General features: G+C 43.0%; 9 protein-coding genes. 3 read left to right on the top strand and 6 right to left on the bottom strand.

Annotated elements, in window-relative coordinates; all coding sequences use genetic code 11:
* Window positions 1-218 precede the first annotated feature (218 nt).
* From metH to JMW85_RS03355, 3 genes are all read left to right on the top strand, one after another.
* The gene (metH, locus tag JMW85_RS03365; RefSeq protein WP_201580948.1) at window positions 219-4,007 is read left to right on the top strand and encodes a methionine synthase; all 3,789 of its coding nucleotides are present in this window, start codon (window positions 219-221) and stop codon (window positions 4,005-4,007) included.
* 344 nt (window positions 4,008-4,351) lie between these two features.
* Window positions 4,352-5,353: a hypothetical protein gene (locus JMW85_RS03360; protein ID WP_201580947.1), complete on the top strand. Its 1,002-nt coding sequence runs from the start codon at window positions 4,352-4,354 to the stop codon at window positions 5,351-5,353.
* A 139-nt stretch (window positions 5,354-5,492) separates the two neighbouring features.
* Window positions 5,493-6,314 (top strand): hypothetical protein, encoded by an 822-nt coding sequence (locus JMW85_RS03355; RefSeq protein ID WP_201580946.1) that lies wholly within the window; start codon window positions 5,493-5,495, stop codon window positions 6,312-6,314.
* Between the two features lie 73 nt (window positions 6,315-6,387).
* Here JMW85_RS03355 and JMW85_RS03350 read toward each other — a convergent pair whose 3' ends face one another.
* The 6 genes from JMW85_RS03350 to JMW85_RS03325 form a co-directional block, all read right to left on the bottom strand.
* Window positions 6,388-6,543, bottom strand: coding sequence for a DUF2256 domain-containing protein (locus tag JMW85_RS03350; protein WP_201580945.1), 156 nt, complete (start codon window positions 6,541-6,543; stop codon window positions 6,388-6,390).
* Window positions 6,544-6,587: 44 nt separating this feature from the next.
* On the bottom strand, window positions 6,588-6,758 hold the full coding sequence (locus JMW85_RS03345; RefSeq protein ID WP_010196547.1) for a DUF2256 domain-containing protein: 171 nt from the start codon (window positions 6,756-6,758) through the stop codon (window positions 6,588-6,590).
* 323 nt (window positions 6,759-7,081) lie between these two features.
* On the bottom strand, window positions 7,082-13,297 hold the full coding sequence (locus JMW85_RS03340) for a DNA repair ATPase (protein ID WP_201580944.1): 6,216 nt from the start codon (window positions 13,295-13,297) through the stop codon (window positions 7,082-7,084).
* A gap of 372 nt (window positions 13,298-13,669) precedes the next feature.
* The gene (locus JMW85_RS03335) at window positions 13,670-15,745 is read right to left on the bottom strand and encodes a hypothetical protein (protein WP_201580943.1); all 2,076 of its coding nucleotides are present in this window, start codon (window positions 15,743-15,745) and stop codon (window positions 13,670-13,672) included.
* A 251-nt stretch (window positions 15,746-15,996) separates the two neighbouring features.
* Window positions 15,997-16,662, bottom strand: coding sequence for a hypothetical protein (locus JMW85_RS03330; protein WP_201580942.1), 666 nt, complete (start codon window positions 16,660-16,662; stop codon window positions 15,997-15,999).
* A gap of 182 nt (window positions 16,663-16,844) precedes the next feature.
* Window positions 16,845-17,849, bottom strand: a complete 1,005-nt coding sequence (locus tag JMW85_RS03325) for a PD40 domain-containing protein (protein ID WP_109592711.1) — start codon at window positions 17,847-17,849, stop codon at window positions 16,845-16,847.
* Window positions 17,850-17,985: the final 136 nt, after the last annotated feature.

Genomic DNA, 17,985 nt, shown 5'->3' with positions numbered 1-17,985 from the left:
GCTTAATGGCATAAACTTTGAACATCATGCTCACTCAATCAACAGGCAGATTTTTTGTCTAGCATATTGCCAAAGAGGAATAAGTACTGTCCCACGTGAGGTATGGTTTTCATGCTAGAATAATGCGGATTTGCCCACGCCTTTTATGAATGTTGCACGCTATTTATTATTCTTATTACTTCCCCTTTTATAACATTGACGATATAAGCAGCGCTCCTATGACTCAAACGATGACTTCTCAATCTGCTCCTACTTCTAGTCCATCATCCGCTGATGACTTTATTTTAACGCCACCTGCCGTGTTTCCTTATAAAGAGCAGCAACTGACGGCACGTGCACGTATCACCGAGCAAATGGCATCACGCATCTTGATGTTAGATGGGGCGATGGGTACACAGATTCAGACCTATAAATTAGAAGAAGCGGATTATCGTGGTGAGCGTTTTGCCGATATCAATCAAGACGTACGCGGTAACAATGATTTATTGGTACTGACACAGCCGCACATGATTAAAGACATTCATCACGATCATCTGCTAGCTGGTGCCGATATCATCGAGACCAATACCTTTAACGGTACGCGTCTGTCGATGGCTGACTACGATATGCAGTATCTAGTGCCTGAGCTGAATAAGACAGCAGCCAAGATTGCCCGTCAAGCGGCGGATGAATTTACGGCAAAAACACCTGAGAAACCGCGTTTTGTCGCTGGTGTTGTAGGGCCAACTTCACGCACGTGCTCGCTATCACCGGACGTCAATGACCCAGCTTTTCGTAACATTACCTTTGACGAATTGGTACTAAATTACCGTGAAGCGACTTTATGCCTGATAGAAGGTGGTGTTGATCTCATCCTCATCGAAACAATATTTGATACGCTCAATGCCAAAGCTGCAATCTTTGCCATTACGGGCGTGTTTGATGACATTGGTTTTGAATTACCAATTATGATTTCGGGCACCATTACCGATGCCTCAGGTCGAACGCTATCAGGTCAAACCGCCGAAGCCTTTTATAACTCAATTCGCCATGCCAAGCCATTATCGGTTGGCTTTAACTGCGCATTAGGCGCCGATGCGCTGCGTCCACACATTCAAACACTGTCGAACATTGCTAATACCTATGTGTCAGCGCATCCGAACGCAGGTCTGCCCAACGAGTTTGGTGAATATGATGAAACAGCTGAACAAACCGCTGCCCTACTCGAAGGCTTTGCCAAAGCAGGTATCTTAAACATCGTTGGTGGCTGCTGTGGTACGACGCCTGAGCATATCCGTCAAATCGCGAATATGGTAGCAAATTATCCACCGCGCGTGATTCCTGAAATCGCTCCTGCCTGCCGTTTGTCAGGTCTTGAGCCATTTACGATTACACCTGAAAGCCTGTTCGTCAACGTCGGTGAACGTACCAACGTCACAGGCTCTAAAAAGTTTTTACGCTTGATTAAAACCGAAGCCTACACCGAAGCACTCGATGTGGCGCGAGATCAGGTCGAAGGCGGTGCGCAAATCGTCGATATCAACATGGACGAAGGCATGCTCGACTCTAAGCAAGCGATGATTCATTTCGTCAACCTCGTGTCTGGTGAGCCTGATATCAGCCGTGTACCGCTGATGATTGACTCGTCTAAATGGGACATCATCGAAGAAGGTCTTAAGCGTATCCAAGGCAAGTCCGTCGTCAACTCTATCTCATTAAAAGAAGGTCATGCTGAGTTCGTTGAGCGTGCCAAGCTTTGTATGCGCTACGGTGCCGCCGTTATCGTCATGGCATTTGATGAAGACGGGCAAGCCGATACTTACGAGCGTAAGATTCAGATTTGTCAGCGCAGCTATGATGTGTTGGTCAACGAAGTTGGTTTCCCATCAGAAGACATTATTTTTGACCCGAACATTTTTGCCGTCGCCACTGGTATCACTGAGCACAATAATTATGGTGCGGACTTTATCAACGCCACCAAATGGATTACCGATAACTTGCCCAATGCGATGATATCCGGTGGTGTCTCTAACGTCTCGTTCAGTTTCCGTGGTAACCCAATTCGTGAAGCCATCAACTCCGTATTCCTTTATCATGCGATTCAAAATGGCTTAACCATGGGTATCGTCAACCCTGCCATGCTTGAGTTATATGACGATATTCCAAAAGAAGCTCGTGACGCTATCGAAGACGTCATGCTCAACCGCAACCAAGGTGAGAGCGGTCAAGATGCCACCGAACGTCTGATGACTGTGGCTGAGAACTACCAAAACGGTGGCAAGAAAAAAGACAGCACCGTTGATATGAGCTGGCGCGAAGGCACAGTAGAAGAACGCATCGCCCATGCACTGGTCAAAGGCATCACTACCTTTATCGAAGCCGATACCAAAGAAGCATGGGAGAAATACCCCAAGCCGCTAGAAGTCATCGAAGGGCCACTCATGGACGGGATGAATATCGTCGGTGACTTATTTGGTGCCGGTAAAATGTTCTTACCACAAGTGGTCAAATCAGCTCGCGTGATGAAACAATCCGTTGCATGGCTAAATCCGTATATCGAAGCGGAAAAAGTCGAGGGTGAAAAGAAAGGCAAAATCCTCATGGCAACGGTCAAAGGTGACGTCCATGATATCGGTAAAAATATCGTCGGCGTGGTGCTAGGCTGTAACGGCTATGATATCGTTGATCTGGGCGTCATGGTGCCGTGTGAAAAAATACTCGATACCGCTATCGCAGAAGAAGTCGATATCATTGGCTTATCAGGTCTGATTACCCCAAGTCTCGATGAGATGGTCTATGTCGCCAAGCAAATGCAAGAGCGCGGCATGACGTTACCCTTGATGATTGGCGGTGCAACGACCTCCAAAGCGCATACCGCGGTCAAAGTCGAGCCACAATACCAAAATGATGCCGTCATCTATGTATCTGATGCCTCACGCTCAGTCGGTGTAGTCACCAAACTGCTCTCCAAAGAACACCGTCAAGCGCTTATCGATGAAACCCGCGAAGAGTATGCCAAAGTACGTGAACGCCTTGCCAAGCGTCAGCCAAAGGCGGCGAAGGTCACGTATGCCGAATCGGTCAAGATTGGCTTTCAGTATGATTGGGAAAACTATGTACCACCAGTCCCCAATAAGCTGGGGCAAGTGATATTTGACGACTATCCAATCGCTAACCTACTACCTTATATCGACTGGACACCATTCTTTATCTCTTGGGGACTGGTCGGTAAGTATCCGAAAATATTACAAGACGATGTGGTCGGCGAGGCGGCACGCGATTTGTTCGATAATGCCAATGAGCTGATGCAAAAGATGATTGATGAAAAATTAATCGTCGCTAAAGGGGTGTTTAAACTCATGCCTGCTCGCCGTACTGGTGCCGATACCGTTACTGTCTATGACCATGCTACTAGAGGCGGCGCAGCAGAATATCAATTCGAACACTTACGTCAGCAAAGCGATAAAGCCAGTGGCAAGCCTAACTTTAGCTTGGCGGACTTTATCTCGCCATCTAACACCCACACTGACCACTTGGGCGGCTTTACCGTCTCTATCGTCGGTACAGAAGCACTGGCTGAAAAGTACAAAGCAGCAGGTGATGACTATAATGCCATCATGGTGCAGGCATTGTCTGATCGCTTAGCTGAAGCGTTTGCCGAGCATTTACATGAGCTCATCCGTAAAGAATACTGGGGCTATCAACCAACTGAATCACTCACCAATGATGAGATGATTAAAGAGAAATACGTGGGTATCCGCCCTGCGCCTGGCTACCCTGCCTGCCCTGAGCATACAGAAAAAGGCAAATTGTTTGATTGGCTCGGTACGGTAGATGCTATTGGTACAACCTTGACCGAAAGCTATGCAATGTGGCCTGCGTCATCGGTCAGCGGATTCTATTACTCGCATCCTGATAGTGAGTACTTCAACGTCGGTAAAATCAGTCGTGATCAGTTAGAGAGTTATGCTGAGCGTAAAGGCTGGGATATGAAGACTGCTGAGAAGTGGTTAAATCCGAATTTGTAGTCGATTAGCTAATGCAGTTATAGAAACTTAATAGTTATTTTTTGGCTTACTCATTTAATATGGGTAAGCCATTTTTATAAAATACTGGAAATTACCTTAATTTAACTCTGCCACTGCGTTACCGAGTGGAATATTTAGTGTATAGCATAACTTTAGCGGTGCGCTAGTAGAGAAAACCCTTCTAAGAGAGATGTTAGATAGTAGTTTTATTACTTGCGCCACTACTATTAATGTTCTATATTTTACTTGAATCATTGTAAATTTTCATAAATTTAATTATTTATGAAATATAGTTTATTTAATGCAATATTTATCCAGAATTAAATTCACAAGGCTATATTTTTATGAGTTTTATAAAGTTAGTACAAGGTAAAAAAGTCGCAGCGCCAAACTCTCAAAAATTCAGTGTAGATAACTGGAGAGAGACATTCAAAAATCTAGAAAACCCAAAACTTGAAGACACTTCATTTTATGAAGCAGGAATACTTTTCTACAAAATATTTGAGAAAATAAGAGAAAATATTTATCGTTTAGATGCAAAAATTCCAGAATGTACAAATGAAGAAATAATTACATTGCATTGTGCAGGATCTAACATAAACAGAATAATTCTAAGCAACCAAGTTCGGCAATTAAAACCTAAGACTTTAAATCTCAATATACCGTTAAATATAAAAACAAATATAGGAGATGTAGACATACCACCTCAAGATCTAGCTGACTCAGCAGTAGACTCAATAGAGCTTGCTTTAAAAAAAAGATTAAAAAATATAAAAACTAAAAATAATTCTAACAATCCATTAGAAATTATGGATTTTATAGAAAAAGATATGATGTACTCTCAAATCTATTATGCATTTGAACTATACTGGCAAGGTCTATTATGGGGAAGCTATACACTAGAAATAGATAAAGACAAATACATTATAAGACAAAACTATTCTAGTGAAAATATAAATTATAGGTTATCGCTTAATAGAAAAATGAAGTTAGAACTACCCGACATTAGCACTATAAGTTACATATTAAGTCTAGGTATAAATTTTCCAACTATCTTATTGAAAGACGGTAAACCCGTATCAGGAAACACCAAGGATTCTACTGATATAAATCAAGCACATTTTTATCAAAATATGGCTACAGTAGAAAAAATCAAAGAATTCTTTCCTAAAAGTTTAATGGAAAGAAAAATAGGTTTAAATAAGTTTAACATATTAGAGATCTTAGATATATTTACCCATCTGGTGTTTTTTTCTAGAGAAGTATACGATATTTTATATAATGACTATGAATATCTTCTAAAAAAGAACACTATTCTCCAAATTTTAAACTTAACCATATTATAAAAATATATTAGAACAAATAACAGGTTACAATAAAAATAAAATAATTGGTATTATTAATTTTTTATCTTTCACTCCCAATAAAAGTAATTTGTGGAGCTATCCTATAATAAAAAACAGCAATAACAATATAACACTGCTTTTGAGTTCTTTTATTACACCAAACTTATTCAGAACTGTGGAGTATTGGCTAAGAGACTCACTTCCAAAAAATATAGAAAACAAAGGGCATGAATACGAAAAAATTTTAGTTAATAAGATAAATAATATTTTAAAATCAAGATCCGATTTTTTTGAATTTAATCTTGCAAAATCCAAGACAATAAAGATAAATAAAAAATCTGAGCAAATTGATTGCATTTTTAGATTTGGAAAAAATATAGTTATTTGCGAAGCAAAATGTATTGTAACTGTAGACTCTGAGATATCTAGTCACAATACTAAAAAACATCTAAAAAAAGGGGCGGAGCAAGTAAAAAGAAAGCTTAATTTTATAAAAGATAATATAGAAGAGTCATTCAAAAATCTTGGTTGGTCTTATGACTGCGAAAAGGAATACAGCTTAATCCCCATAGTCATTAACAGCAATAAAGTTTTCACAGGTCATATAATTGATGATGTAATAATTTCTGATGATCTGATACTTTCTAGATATTTTGAAAGTGAAATAATACCTCTTTTAAGTAAAGACAAAGAAAACCATCTTGCTTGGTTTATAGCTTATAGAAATCAAAAAGAAGCTGAACATAATTTTAAAAAATATTTATATAATCCTCCACAACTCGCTCTGAATAAAAATCATATAGTTTATAATATATCACATATACCTACAGAAATATTTGACTTTAAAGTTGAGATTCATAATTTAGTTATCAGACAATATGATGCAGAGGAAATACTCAATGCCCAATATGCTTTTCCTTTAGAAAAAGACCAAGAAATCTATAGTTATATAAAAAATTAGACTTTTTGATATAATTACTCTTAAATTTATAATCTATAAAAATATAATCGTATGTACACCTTAGTATCAATCTCTATGGTGTATATTCTTTTTCACCTTTACTCCGCCGACACCGCTCAGAACAATAAATCACCTGCTCCCAGTCTTTCTCCCATTTCTTACGCCACATAAATGGACGCTGGCAGACAGGGCAGGTTTTTTGCGGTAGGTTTACCTTTTTATGTGCCATCTTCTGCTCCCTTTTCCCGTACACCTCTAACTGAATACTAACGCCTACTTATCTTCTTTTTGATGATCTAGCCCTTCATACTTTTTAACGCGGCGGCATTGGTCTGAGCAATAGACCATGCTCTCCCAGTTTTTATCTAGCTTCTTAGTCCAACTAAACTCGCGCTCGCAGACAGGGCAAAGCTTTTTGCGGACGTTCTTTTTTTTGTGCGCCATAATTTTCTCATTGGTTTGATATAGTCGATTCACTATCATCGGATACGGTGTCAGGCTTGCTTGATCTACTATTTATTATAGTGACTTCACTCGCCGTCATCGTACCCAAAGTAGCTATTGCCGACTATATTACCACTGTCTCTTAATCATAAGCCCTATTTATAGTGCTATTCATAAGTGATATTCATAAGTGCAAGTCATCAGCATTGCTCATAAGCCTTAATAATTAAGCATTAACGCTTAATCGTTAGCCATCAATCATAGCTGTTAACCAGTAGTGACTAATCGTCAGCTATTAATCAGTAGTTATTAATCATCAGCTATCAATCATAGTCATCAAAGATTTTATTAAGTCTGTTGAGACTATTGACGATTAACTTACCTGATTGATCGGTACTGGTATCAATCGCCAGCTTCTCATCCATCCGCATCGTCAATGGCTCTAATGCTTGCTTGAGGGCAGTTGCCATAAGTGCGGTCTGCTGAGTGATGTCAGTCGCATCGCTATCTGCAGTTTGATTCTCTCCATTCTTAGCTAGAGTCTCAGTTAAACTATTAGACAAGCTATTCGCCATTTTCTGTGCCAGCTCTTCAACGGCATTGACCAGCTGCACCATCAGTGCTTTTTGCACCTCTTGGTTTTGCTTGTGATACTCACCTTCTGCCTTCTCAGTATTGTGATCATGCTTATATATTTGCATCAGCTGATTCAGACTTTTCTCAAAGCCATTATCGATACTATCGCTGACGGCTTTGGCATTGTTGAGCACGCTATCAGCAAGGATTTTCTGTGCTTCTAATTGAGCGTTTAGCTGGGCATCGAGTTGCGCTTGTTGTCCTGCTTCTCGTAAACGAGCAATTTGTTCAGGATCATTTTTCGTTAAGTATTTTTCAAACTGGCTACTGATGGCATTGAAGCCACTGGCCAAGTCGACCAACTGGGCAACGATACGCGCGCCCGTATCCCCGTCTTCTCCGCCCATGGCTTTGTTACGTAGGAAGTCGGCTTTAATTTGCGCCCAGCGCTGCATTTCTGCTTCGGTCAAGACACCGCGCATCTCACCAAGCTTGAGCAGATTACTCTCTGCGCCTTGGGTCAATAGCTGCGACTCGCCCAGATAGTGATCGTCTATCAGCTGATTTAGCTCACTCTTATTCATGACCGCCGACAGCTTTTCGGTCATCTTATTCATATTACGATAACTGCCTTGCAGCTTAAATATCGGCTCAACGCGGTACTTGTCATCTTGCGATGCAGAAGCAATATACGCTTGGTTGACGTCTAGAATGACTTCTTGCACCCTAAACATATGACGCAAGATCGCGACAATCTCATTAATCTCTGAAGTGCTATACGGATACGTCAAATCACCGCTTTGGGCTTGGGCAAGATTGGCATTGTCCGCTTTCGCCATTTTGATGAGACGATGAACATCCGCTAGGTCACGGTTGGCTAGTGGCGCGAGAACGGTGTTAGAAGTGAGCGAGTTCTCTATATAACTGAGCGCAAACACTTCTTCCATACCGCTCATGATATCGCCTAAGTTATAGATATCGGCACGGTTGGCAAGCATGTCTGGCACTTTAAATGCCTCGCCGCTCTCGGTATACGGGTTACCAGCCATGACCACGCAGAACTTTTTGCCACGCATGTCATAAGTCTTGGTTTTGCCTTGCCAGACACCATCAATACGCCGTGTACCATCGCCGAGTGAGATAAACTTCTGCAAAAATTCCGCATGCGTATGCTGAATATCATCGAGATAAAGCATGACATTATTGCCCATCTCAAAGGCCAAGTTAATTTTATTCAGCTCTTCTCGTGCGGTAGCATTGGGCGCTTTTTCAGGATCTAATGAGGTCACGTCATGACCGAGTGACGGACAGTTAATCTTCATAAAGATTAAGCCGAGACGGTTTGCCACGTACTCCATCAAGGTGGTTTTACCATACCCTGGTGGCGATATCATCATGAGAATACCCATCAAATCGGTACGCTTATCTTCACCGACCGTACCCATCTGTTTGGCGAGGTTATCACCAATGAGAGGTAGATAGCTCTCGTTAATCAGACGGTTACGCACAAATGAGGATAGTGGACGCGGCATAAACTCGTCCAATCGCAACGTCTCTTTTGAATCATGCAAAATCTCTGAGCGCATGGCCAGATAACGTCTATAGGCAGGGATGACTTGGGTATCATGATGATGCAGACGATTTAAGAAATCATCGACGGCAAAGGTTAAGGTCTGCTGATGAATACGCGGATGCTCACCTAGTAGATGATTCACTTGTATTTCAAGCGATACTTTACCCGTGCTACGCTCAAAGCTTTGCACTTGATTGAGCGGATTATTAATACTGGTCAATGATGTCGTCGATGAAACTGGCGACGAGGTGATTGAGGAAAATGATAAAGCAGATGGCGTGGTACTTGCGCTTGTACTGTTTAAACCTTGATTGCTCAATCCTTTAGCACTTAGCCCTTTATTGAAGCTCGCGCCTGAATCAATCAATCGCTGCACCAAAGCTTCACGTTGAGCACCGTTCAATTGAGTGAGTAAAACCGCAATCGCCTCCGGCACATAATGACGGCCACTTTCTAATTGCTGCTTGCGTAACGCATCTTTTTCTTCAATTTCAGCAAGCTGTGCTTCACTGAGTTCGCCGTCTTCATTGGTGCCATCATCAGCTGCATTAGCCAATGCTATACTAGCGTAGGTTTTATCAAGTAATGCATGGAACCAGGTTGCCAATAGCTCATAAGCTGATTTAGGCTGGAATCCAAGCTTGCCAATTGAAGACTGTAGTTGATCAAAACTGGCCGTCGCTTGCATGCTACCTGAGGCACTATTTAGCGTTTGGCTTAGCTGCTCGCACAACTGCTGCGCTTGTTGACTGGTTTGCCAATTTATTGTGCTGTTTGCGCCTGCACTGGTTTCAACCGACTGCCCCATCACGCTAACCAAATATTCGCAGGCAAGCTGGACATAGCTTGGTTTGAAGATATTGGCGTTATGAACATCACTGGTATTTGAATCCAGTTCTGACCCTGATTTAGATGTGGACTGCTTGCCGGCACCGTTATCAACGCTACCATCTTTATCAGCGCTAAGACTGTCATCATTATGAGCGGCGACAAAGTCACGCATCACTTCGCTCATATCTTCGACTAGTAAAGACTTAGCCGTATCACTGCCCAAGGCACGGCGCAGTTGCTCGGCGGTCGCGGCTCTGTCCGTCCAGTTGCTCGCGCGCGTCAGCACGGATTCATTTAACCAAGCGTCATAACCGAACTGGCGTAAGCTGTCTAAGCCCAGCGCTTGTACGATATTCAGCTGCCAGTAAAATAACTGCGCCAAGGCACGTACTTGCGGGGTATAAATGAGCAAACCTGCTTCACGCAGCGTCGGTAATATTTGCATCAGTAATAGCGTGGCATCATGATCATGAATACCTTTGTCATAGCCGAGCTGATAGCGAGGGGTGGCGTAAGCTTTGACCAGTTTGGACAATGGACTGTCATTATCAATATCGCCATTCACATCGAGGGTAATGACAGTCGCATCGTATGCTTGATATAGACGCGCTTCGGTCAAACCCTCTTGGCTGTTTTTGGCACTTTCGATAATGCTATATGCTAAGTACTCGGCGCGGTAAACGGTATCGGACTCAGAGGCGATATTCATGTCCCAATACGGGCGCAAGGCGTTTAGCTCAATATTATTAAGCACTTCATAATAATCTGTACCCGTTAGATGCAAGTTCAACACACGCTTGCCATCTGACTGCTGACGGCTCAATAAGGTCAAATCAAGTGGCTGAGTATTGACCGAAAAACGGTGCTTACCCAACTTGATGATCTGACCACCATCTTCAAACAAGTCCGACTTGTCTTTTAAGCTCTTATAACTCTCGATTTGAATGGCTTTTAGGCGAGCGTCGATGTCATCGGCTTTGACGCTAAAGCCCATCGCTTGCAGCTCTTTTGCGATGTTGCGGACTTTTTGCACCAGACCATCAGCCGCAAAATACGTATTTAACGCCTCTTCCTCTGTAAAGCCTGTGACGCCAGTGCTTTGCGTGCGTTTTTTAATACTCTCAAGCATTCGTAGCGCGCCATCACCTAAGTTTTGCGCTTTACGGTTACGGGCATCGAGTAATTGCTGCTTATGATTTTCGAAGGTCTCGTAAATCTCTTCACGTTTACTGATGATATCGGCTAAAAACTGATCGCCACTATTGGTCTCTGGATCAGCGAACTGACTTTCTAATTCTTCTAGCTGCACCAATAGCTTAGCCATTTGCTCATCTGATTTCTCAGGGGTATTGGCAATGGATAAGGCATTGGCAATCGATTGACCAAATAGCTTAAATTGCGCGCCAAATTGCGCCACGGCCTCCGCTGAGCCTAGATTTTTGCGTTTATGATTGAGTTTGGCTTTGCTCTGATTTAGGCTCGCATAGATAGTCGATATATCATCGATAATTTGTGTGCGTACGGTGGCATCAGCCACATCTAACGTACCTAGTAGCTCGGTTAATAAATCTAACCCTTGCGCTGTCTCATCGATTTTTTCTAGTACGGGTTTTAGCTCGGCATTGGTTTCAGCCGTATTTAAACGCTCACTGACATCGACCAATATATCTTCGTAACTTGATAGCGCCTCTTCGCCACTTAAAAACAGCACCGTTTTTTCAGCCAGCTCGCCCTCTGCTTCTTCTAACTGCGTCTGTAATGCTTGTAGCTTATCAGCATCTAAATAACGCAAATCTTCTAAGCTGACCAAACGGCCTTTTTGACGTCTTAACGCTGACAACTGATCGACATAATCACTAGCAGACTCAAAGCTAGTGACGCGTATCTGCCGCAAAATCTCACTTTGCTGGGTATCGGCATCGGCTAACGCGGTTTGGGTTTGCTTTTGGATACTTTGTACTTTGGCGAACTCATCAATGACCAGCTCTGCTGTCGCCGTCACTTCTTTAATACTACTGGCGACTTCGCTCAGCTCAGGCTCAGACAACCAATAATAGCTGTCGAAGAGTCGGCTGGTATTATTGGTAAGCTCTTCATAGAGCTTCTGTGATACGCTTTGATTATCAATCAGGCGAGTAATGCTATACAGGTCTGAGATACCACGTACCAACTCTTTATTGCCGATCTTGCCATAAAAACTCGTGCTCTCTGGCAACTCACTGATATACTCGTGTGAGGCGTAAGGTGTGTGCCATATCTGCATCGGATGAATACGAGATGGCTCACTTTGGTCACTAAACAGCACCAAACGGCCATTCTCAGCCAAAGCCATACCGTTGCAATAGATAGGATTTGCCAATTGCTTTTTAATCAAATTATAAGGAAACAGCCCCGTGACGCCCAAGTCTCTATCGTAAAATAAGAATAGAACATCTTCCCCATTTGGCGATACAATTTTACGCTTAAACCGTAAGTCAGTAGCACCAACATTATTGGCCTCGAACAGCTTATACTCGCCTGTCTGTAGATAGTAGCCACCCGGAAACATGATGCCATGGTCTTCTGGTAGCTGAACACACGACTGTCCAATCGCGTCCAATCGCAGTACCGCTTCGGTCAAGGTGTTATAAACGAAATAACGGTAGTCCTCTTCACGATAAGGCAATATTTTAAGCAGTATTAGACTGCCGACTTTGGCATACGCAATCTCGGCATCGGTAAGCGACTGGGTACGGTCATTGACTGGTTCGCTATAAATACCTTGACCGGACTGCGTATTGTCCTCAATCTTAATGGTCAAATCGCCACCGACCGTTTCCACGAATATCGTGTCTAAGATATTCATATGCGGATATTTGCCATTCACCATTTGATCGCGGGTGGTATCAATCCAGTCAAAATCATAAGCAGGCGGCAGTTCAATATCACGCTCGCCTCGGTTGTCCACATAAGCGACTTGCGCCGACTCTGGTGTGCCTTGGCTAAAATCTAACGCAAAACGGAACACTCGAATATCGGTGATGCGCTCACCAATCTGAAATGCCAACAGCAATTTGCTGTCTTTCACCGTTATTTGAATCAGGCGCGTTTGCTTGTAATATCGATACAGCTCATTGAAGTCTTGGACAAAGGCGTCTTGAGCCAAAAACGTCCCTTTTAAATCGACCTCTTCGAGCTGATACTCTTCTTCATTACCAACTGGCTCGTTCAGACGATATAACGACAATACATCCTTAATATTGCTCGCGCGTTTGAGCCCCATAAAAACGTTGTAGCCAAATAGCAGATAATCACCAACCTGCACCATGTCTTGTGCCACACAGTTGTATTCGGTACGAATACGAGTACGGGCGATGACTTGCATTTGGGTGCTGCCAAACTCTTCGAGACGCGCATTATTGAGCGTCTGCGTTTGCGTCTCTAAACGGCCGCCTTGTTCCGTCAGACGTTTTTTGATGAGCTCATAAGCATTGCCTGAAGCAACTGCCTGATCGGTTTGGTTGGCTTGATTAGCGTTATCGTTGCTGTCTGAATTTGTTGAGTTTTGCGTGTCCGCCATCGTTGCTCGTCCGTTTCTGTTTTTACATAATATAGTCAATCCTTTATAAAAGAGCTACAGCGTTAACCTCGCTTGAAGTATCACATATACATCTGCACTCGGTTGCCTTGTATCTCTTTTAAACTGAATCCACTATAAGAGAGTTTTGGGCAATAAAGAATCATTGAAAGTAAAGAAGCACTTAGCTAATCTAAAAAAACGAGTGGTCACTGCTATTTTTTTAGATTAACCAACTCATCATGATTCGTCGTTCTGAATCACCCTGAGTTAGCCAAAAAAATCTGCCGCCTAGACGACAGATAATTTATTGATATTAATGTTGCTTACTAATGCTGGATATATAAATATCTGTCAATTCGACCTGATATAGCATTAAACCGCTTGATCATCATTTTTCTGGTTTGATTTCATGGCTTGACTGGCCATCACACCATTGATGATACCGCTCAATGTGTCTGACTTACCCGCTAGGCCATCGATGGCTTTACCGATAGACAGTGACTTGGCAAAGTTGTCAAAGAAATGCGCTTCGCCGCCAACAATATCGATTTTGGCTTTCTGTAACGCAACTGCCAATACTTCAGCATTTTCTTTCGCAATCTCTTTACCAGCGTCAATTGAGGCAAGCGCTTCTTGCAAGGCTGTCTCAAGACTCATGCGGAACTCTTCGTGCTCACGTGCCTCTTTGCTCATGCTACCCATGGCATTGAATTTCTCGACCAGACCATCTGCTTCAGCTTGGAAATGTGCACGAGTAACTTCGGCTTTTGCCAATCCAACTTCACGTTCTGCTTTGGCATTTGACTCACCGCGAGCTGCGATGACTTGAGCATCTGCCATGCCTTTTTCACGCTCAGCTCTGGCGGTAGATTCACCACGAGCGGCGATGATTTCTGCATCGACCATACCGATATCACGTTCAGCTTTTGCCTTAGATTCGCCGCGAGCCGCGATAACCTCAGCATCTGCCATGCCTTTTTCACGATCTGATTGCGCTTCAGCTTGTCCAGTCGCTCTAATAATATTGGCTTTCGCAATGCCTTCTTTTTCCAAAGACGCCGCTTTGACTTCTTGGATAGCCGCTTCAGCGAAGCCATGTGCTGACTCTTCTGCTTTGGTACCTTCGGCCATTTTAATTTTGGCTTCTGCATCTTTGGCGGATGCTTCAAGATTCGCAGCGGCAAGCGTAGTGATTTCGACGGCTTTATGCTTGGCAGACAGCTCTTCTGCTTCGGCTTTTTTCACCTGACGTACTTTGATTTCTTCCGCATCGGCTTCTGCTGCTAGCACACGTGTTTGCTTAGAACGCTGAGCTTCGCTAATTTCGCGAACTTCTTTGATACGCTCTTCTTCTTGCGCAACGGTTTTGTCCACTGCGATACGTTCACGAATGACGTTGGCGATTTCTTTTTTCTCAAGCTCAATTGCACGTTCGGCTTCGATACGTTGCAGATCAACTTCACGCTCACGAGAGACAATCTCTAAATCACGGGCACGTGTGACTTTTTCTTCTTCGATGACGACCGCACGCAAACGATTTTGACCTGCTACTTCGATTTCACGCTGCTGATTCTCACGTTGAATGGCCAAATCCTGCTCAACCGAGATAACGGCAGTTTCAGACTTTTTACGCTCTTCTTCTTCAATTTTGCGAGTTTCAGCAGTCTCGCGTGCAATCACTGACGAGATTTCACGTTGCTGTTTGGCTTCGGCATCGGCTTGCTGACGCTCTAGCTCTAGCATCGCCTCTCTGGTTTCGACATTCTTTTTCTTAACGGCCAGCTCTTCATCACGCTCGAGCTCGTTGGTAATGACGTTCTGAAAAGCCGTTAATTGAGTAATCTTTTTGATACCTTCAGCATCTAAGATATTACTTGAGTCTAATGAAGATTTTGGCGTTTGCTCTAAATAATCAATCGCCACATCTTCTAAGACATAACCATTCAGATCGTTACCAATTTCTTGAACGATGCTGTCACGAAACTCGCTGCGGTTTTCAAATAGTTTGACGAAATCAATCTGCTTACCAACCGTTTTTAAGGCTTCTGAGAACTTGGCATTAAACAGCTCGTTGACAGCGACTTTATCTGACGCACGCTCTACCCCAACCGATTTGGCGACTTTTAGCACATCCTCTTCGGTTTCATTGACGCGTAAATAAAATGCCACGGTGATATCAGCACGCATGTTGTCTGCGCAAATCAAACCTTCTTTACCGCGTCTGTCCACTTCTAACGTGATGAGCGATATGCGCATCAATTCTTTTTTGTTGATGACTGGCCAAACAAAACCACCATCAAAACGTACGGCAATTTTACTCACACCGTTAATAATGAGTGCTTTGCCCTGCTCGACCTTAAAGTAAAAGGCTTTGAGCATTAATAGTGCGACCATCATAAAGACAAACGCCAGCACTACAACCACGCCGACGATAATGAGTGTGTCCATATCCATTCCTTTAATTAAAACATTCCATAATCCCTTCAATATAAATCAGATACGCTATCAAGCCTGCTAAATCTACAATTTATAGCACTGTTTATAGTATGTGTGCTTTATAGCCCTGTCACGCACCATTCTGATATCTGAACTACATTGAACCGACTATCACCAAATTTAAAACGATTCGTGCTATTTCTAAAAACTCGCTATTTCTGACAATCAATCACTTCTAAAAACAATTAGTTGTATTCATACTTTTACAATATTTTTTTATCTTCGACGACAGCAACTCGGTAGGTATTGGCTTCGTCTAAATACTCTATCAACATCACTCTATCGCCTTGTTTTAGCAAACCATCATTGCTGTCTGAACGAATTTTGAGTATCAATCCTGCGCCGCCATCATTTAGCTCTGCTTCGCCATGCTTATCTGTGACACTAAGCGTACGCACAACAGCAATCTTACCCACATTATTAGACGAATTGCGTTTGGGAATTTTTGCGATATTTTTGCGAATCGGCGAAATAATAATACCTGTCAACCACATGGAAACTACCAATACGAAAATGAGTGCCCCTGTACCGAATAAATAATACAGAACGCCAGAATCGAAATATTGGTGTAAAAAGCTGGTATATAAATAGCTAAGCAACCAACCGATCAAGCTAATTAAGCTTAGTATGATGATTAAAGGGACACCGTAAAGACCAAATTTGAGCATGAGACCGGTGAAAAAACCAGTCGATGATAAGGTAGAGACATCAGCATCACCGCCTGACTCACCAAGGTCTACGCTATCCATATCTGCCATGCCGAGTAAAGACACAACCCAATATAAAGTGACGAACATCACAAGCCCCGTAAAAATAATCGTGGGATATAAACTGATTTTAGTGATAAAGACTAAAAAAGCTTCTTGCATTGCGCGTATTCTCCTTTTGCTCACCCAATCTATTAGCTCAATGACTTGGTTATGCAAATTGGTATTATGTGGATGATGCTCACTCGAATTAATGCTGCCAAGTTTACATTTTTTAAATCAACTTATGTTGCTTTATCAAGGATTATATATACATTCCATTACATAATACATAGGTTTTGCCTTTAGCGTCCCCATATCGGCGAGCGCACGACTCCGCCCACCTTACTGCCAATGGCATAACTTGTATTACCAGATAATGAGTGAATGACCAAACTTCCGCTATTTTGACCGCCCACTTGTGAAAGCTTTGTCGGATAGACAGCATACTGTGCAGATGGTGACAGACGTGCTGGTTCATCCAGTCCCGTCTCTGCTAGATTGGTGATTTGCCCAGTACTCAGCGTCATCACCGCAGCCTTACGACCATTGAGATAGGCCATGCGCTGACCGTCCAAGCTCAGTTGCGGACTGGCGACATAGCCACTTGTTGGTACAGGCGTGGCACTAGCAGTCTCGAAGTGGTAGCGATAGATACGTGGGCGTCCAGCGCGGACTTTATCACTGGTATAGACAAAACTTTGCCCATCACTGGCGTAGCTTGGCTGTACTTCCGTGCTCGGTAACGTAGTGAGCTGTGTGGTCTTACCATCGCTCAGACGTATCTCATAGATATCAGCATTGCCGCCGACCGTTGAGCTATAGAGGAGTTTTTGCCCATCAGGTGAGAACGACGCTGACATATTGCTGCCTTCAGCATTTACCGCAAGGTTGCGGATGTTGCTTTTGCGATCATAGATATAAATCTTAGGGTGTTGGCGCGGCGCTTGTTTACTATATGCCAGCAGTTGCCCATCAGCTGACCACGCTGGCGCATAAATATAACCATTAAGCTGATCGATTAACTGACGATCACTACCATCAGGACGAATGCTATAAAGCGTCGACATCTTTGCAGCTCCGATTCCTTGCTCCTCGACATAGGCAATGCGCCCTTGCCGATCTACCGCTGACATTTGCGCCGTTAGTGGATTGCTCGCACTCATATTATTAGCAGGTGCTTGCATCGTTTTAGACATCGTACTAGGCAAGGTCTGACAACCTGTCAACAGAATAAAAGTCGTTAGTGCGGTGATATTACTTATCGTTCTTATATTGACAGATGATTTTGATACAAGCATTTTTGACATAAAATAACGTCCAATAAAGTGTTGATTATTGCGTACTGAGAATCTTGACAATTAAGGCTAAAAGATTGAGTGCATTAAAGCATCCTAGCCTACATACTTTACTTAATAGCAAATGACAGTGTAGCGTAAACCATGC

The organism is Psychrobacter glacincola (assembly GCF_904846075.1).
In the GTDB taxonomy this organism is placed as follows: domain Bacteria; phylum Pseudomonadota; class Gammaproteobacteria; order Pseudomonadales; family Moraxellaceae; genus Psychrobacter; species Psychrobacter glacincola_C.
This window is presented reverse-complemented; position numbering and strand designations above follow the sequence as displayed.